General features: G+C 70.6%; 4 protein-coding genes. 2 read left to right on the forward strand and 2 right to left on the reverse strand.

Going from position 1 to position 4,033, the window contains the following annotated elements; genetic code table 11:
• Positions 1–1,523 (reverse strand): SulP family inorganic anion transporter (locus OEY_RS29335; protein WP_010596816.1); only part of this gene is annotated, 1,523 nt, incomplete at its 3' end.
• A gap of 205 nt (positions 1,524–1,728) precedes the next feature.
• On the opposite strand from OEY_RS29335, the gene OEY_RS0126850 reads away from it, so the two are divergent.
• Complete coding sequence (locus tag OEY_RS0126850) at positions 1,729–2,106, forward strand: MerR family transcriptional regulator (protein ID WP_040270214.1); 378 nt, start codon at positions 1,729–1,731, stop codon at positions 2,104–2,106.
• A gap of 40 nt (positions 2,107–2,146) precedes the next feature.
• On the opposite strand, the gene OEY_RS0126855 is transcribed toward OEY_RS0126850, so the two are convergent.
• On the reverse strand, positions 2,147–3,310 hold the full coding sequence (locus tag OEY_RS0126855; RefSeq protein ID WP_010596818.1) for an alpha/beta fold hydrolase: 1,164 nt from the start codon (positions 3,308–3,310) through the stop codon (positions 2,147–2,149).
• Positions 3,311–3,404: 94 nt separating this feature from the next.
• Here OEY_RS0126855 and dcd point away from each other — a divergent pair, with 94 nt between their 5' ends.
• On the forward strand, positions 3,405–3,995 hold the full coding sequence (dcd, locus tag OEY_RS0126860) for a dCTP deaminase (protein ID WP_003934612.1): 591 nt from the start codon (positions 3,405–3,407) through the stop codon (positions 3,993–3,995).
• The last annotated feature ends 38 nt before the right edge of the window (positions 3,996–4,033 follow it).

The following is a 4,033-nucleotide window of genomic DNA, read 5'->3' on the forward strand; positions in this document are numbered from 1 at the left end:
CGGCCGGAGAGCCGGTCGAGGCGGTCGAGGCTGGCGCCGTCGAGGCCGACGATCTCCACGTGCTTGCCCTTCGCGGCGTACTTGTGCCGGATCGCATCGAGGGTGGCCACGGTGGACGCGTCCCATATGTCGGCGCCGGTGAGGTCGATGACGACGTTGCGCGGATCCCCGACGTAGTCGAACTGGTAGATCAGGTCGTTGCTCGAGGCGAAGAACAGCTCGCCGTGCACCTTGTAGACACGGGTGTCGACCGTGCCGTCGTGGTCGGTGTCGGCCTCGGAGACCTTCTCGATGCTGATCATGTGGGCGACGCGGCGGGCGAAGAGCACCATCGCGGTGACCACCCCGAGGATCACCCCGATCGCGAGGTTGTGGGTCGCGACGGTCGCGACGACGGTCACCAGCATCACCAGGGTTTCGCTGCGCGGCAGCAGTTTCAGGGTGCGGGGGTGAATGCTGTGCCAGTCGAGGGTGGCGACCGAGACCATGATCATCACCGCGACCAGGGCCGCCATCGGGATCAGTGCGACGATGTCGCCGAGGGCCACGACGAGGATCAGCAGGAACACCCCGGCCAGGAAGGTGGAGATGCGGGTGCGCGCCCCGGAGACCTTCACGTTGATCATGGTCTGGCCGATCATCGCGCAGCCGCCCATGCCGCCGAAGAACCCGGTGACCAGGTTCGCCACCCCCTGGCCCCAGCCCTCGCGGGTCTTGTTCGAGTGGGTGTCGGTGATGTCGTCGACGAGCTTGGCGGTCATGAGCGATTCGAGCAGGCCGACCAGCGCCATCGCCAGCGCGTAGGGCGCGATGATCGACAGGGTCTCGGTGGTCAGCGGCACGTCGGGGACGAACAGCGCCGGCAGCGACTCGGGCAGCTCACCCTCGTCGCCGACGTTCGGCACGTCCCAGCCGAAGACGAGCACGGCGGCGGTGAGCGCCACGATGGCCACCAGCGGCGCCGGCACCACGGAGGTGAGCTTCGGCAGCAGGAACATCACCGCCAGCCCCACCGCGACGAGGGGATAGACCAGCCACGGGACGTCGATCAGGTGCGGCAACTGCGCGGTGAAGATCAAGATGGCCAGGGCGTTGACGAAGCCGACCATGACACTGCGCGGGATGAACCGCATCAGCTTGGCCACCCCCAGCACCGAGAGCACCACCTGGAAGATTCCGCCCAGGATGACGGTGGCGACGAGGTAGTCGAGGCCGTACTCGCGAGCCACCGGCGCGATGACCAGCGCGATCGCGGCGGTGGCGGCGGAGATCATCGCCGGGCGGCCGCCGACGATGGAGATGGTCACGGCCATGGTGAACGAGGCGAACAGCCCCACCCGCGGGTCCACCCCGGCGATGATGGAGAACGAGATCGCCTCCGGGATCAGCGCCAGCGCGACGACCAGTCCTGCAAGGATCTCGGTCTTCAGGCGTTTCGGGGAGCGCAGGGCGCCGCGCACCGAGAGGGCGGGATCGGCGTCCGCCTCGGGAACGACCGGCACGCTGCCGGCAGGAGTGGTCACAGTCGTGTCTTCTTTCCAGCGGCGGGATGGGGAATCGGGGGGCGAGGCACCCCCGTGCGCGGGCGGGACGGCATCGTCGCGTCCGCGGAACCCGCCGAACTCTACCCTCCGGTGAGGGTAGAGTTCGAATCGAGGGTCGGGCCGCTCGCTACGGTGGAGACGACCGGGAGGAAAGGGTGCGGCTGTGACCATCGATTCGGGGCATATGCAGATCGGGCAGGTGGCCGCGCGCACCGAACTGTCGATCAAGACCATCCGTCACTACGACGAGGTGGGCCTGGTCACCCCGTCCGCCCGCAGCACCGGCGGGTTCCGTCTCTACACCGACGACGACGTACGGCGCCTGCTGGTGATCCGGCGGATGAAGCCGCTCGGCTTCACCCTCGAGGAGATGCGCGAGTTGCTCGCCGCCCTCGATCGGATCGCCGACGCCGGGCCCTCCGGGCAGGCGGCCGCCGACGCCCGCGGCGTGCTGGCGGAGTTCCACCGGCGCGCCGAGGACAGCTGCGCCCGTCTGCGCACCCAGCTCGCGTATGCGGAGGAACTGACCACCATCCTGGGCGAGCACGCCACCGGCGCCTGACCCTCCGTCGGCGCCGCGCGGAGGTCGACCGCGGCGTCGGTCACCGCTCGCTCGCCCGCACCGGCCGCGTGTCCCGTTCGGCGAGCCGATCGACGAACGGCACGATCTTCGTGGCGACGGCGGCGTCGTAGGCCTGCGGCTGCTGGATCGGGTTGGCGTGCCCGGTGCCGGCCAACCGGACCACCAGCAGCGAACCCCTCGAACCGCCGACCCGCTCGAACAGCACCCGCTGGCTGTAGTCCACGTCGACGACGTCGTCGTCGGTGCCGCGCCCGGGACGCACGAACACCACCGCCGGCCCGCGACTGTCCCCGCGCCGGGACGCCAGCGCCCGCAGATCATCGAGCGCGCCCGAGGCGACGATGGCCTCGAACTGGGACTCGATCAGCCCGGTGCTGGCCACGTCGGGGGCGAAGATCTTGTCCTCGAGCACTTCGGTGATCGCGTCGACCAGCCCGCCGGGATCGACGGTGGGGAGGCCGTGCGGATGCGGAACGACGTAGCGGTCCTTGCGGGCGGCGGTCTCGACCACCAGCCGCAGGGTGCGGCTCTCACGGGCCCCGGGCACCCACCCCACCCAGCGCAGGAGATCCTCGCCGGTGTCGCGCTTGTCGGCCCGCACCGCGTGCAGATCGACGGGAGTGCAGTCCAGGATCACCGCCAGCAGATCCAGGTCCGGGTCGGCCACGACGTGCCCGGCTACCTCGAGGGCGATGATGCCGCCCATGCTGTGCCCGGTCAGCACGACGCGTTCCACCCCGGCCTGCTCCGCGTGGTCGACGATCATCCGGCTGATGACCGCGGTGTCGAGGCCGGTGTTGTCGTACTGCACCGCCCACACCTGCCCGAGCGCGGCCAGCGCCGGTAGAGCACGGGCGGTGTCGGTGGCATCGAGATTGCCGAGTCCGACCATGCTCACCACCGCGGTGGCGCGATCGGCCGGATCCGCCGCGTCGAAGATCGGATGCAGGTGCGGCCGGGTGTGGGCCAGCCGGTCGCGTTCGGGGGCGACGTCGTGGATCCAGTACTGCCCGCCCAGGATCGAGACCGGAACCGTCAGCAGCGCCAGCCACGCGAGACCGCGGCGCACGCGCCCGAACCGCCGCCAGCGGTGCCCGAGCCGCGTGGAGCGCAGGCACGCTTTGCGGCGCTCGTTGCTCCAGTCTGTCACCGGGCACGGCGCGAGGGACCGATCGTGCACCATGTGGGGCCGAGCTTAGTCGCCGCGCCCGGCCGCCGGCGCCCGCCCGGCGCGCGAGCCGCGGGGCGGCCCGGGGCGGGTTGTTAGTCTCTACCCCGTGCTGCTCTCCGATCGCGACATCCGCGCCGAGGTCGCCTCCGGGCGTCTCGGCATCGACCCCTTCGACGTCGCGATGGTGCAGCCGTCGAGCGTGGACGTGCGGCTCGACAGCCTGTTCCGGGTCTTCAACAACACCCGCTACACGCACATCGACCCCGCGCTGCGGCAGGACGAACTCACCTCGCTCGTGCAGGCCCCGCCGGGCGAGCCGTTCGTCCTGCACCCGGGCGAGTTCGTGCTCGGGTCGACGATGGAGACGTGCAGCCTGCCCGACGATCTCGCCGGTCGCCTCGAGGGCAAGTCGTCGCTCGGCCGGCTCGGGCTGCTCACCCATTCCACGGCCGGATTCATCGACCCGGGTTTCAGCGGGCATATCACCCTCGAGCTCTCCAACGTGGCCAACCTGCCGATCACGCTGTGGCCGGGGATGAAGATCGGGCAGCTGTGCCTGTTCCGGTTGACCAGCCCCGCCGAGCACCCCTACGGCAGCGCCGCCGTCGGCTCCAAGTACCAGGGCCAGCGCGGGCCGACGCCGTCGAAGGCGTATCTCAACTTCGTGCGCGAACATCCCGACGCCCGGCCGAGCTGACCGGGCGCCCGCGGCGCCGGCTCCTCCCCGGCCGCCGC

This window comes from Rhodococcus sp. P14 (genome assembly GCF_000256505.1).
Taxonomy (GTDB): domain Bacteria; phylum Actinomycetota; class Actinomycetes; order Mycobacteriales; family Mycobacteriaceae; genus Rhodococcus; species Rhodococcus ruber.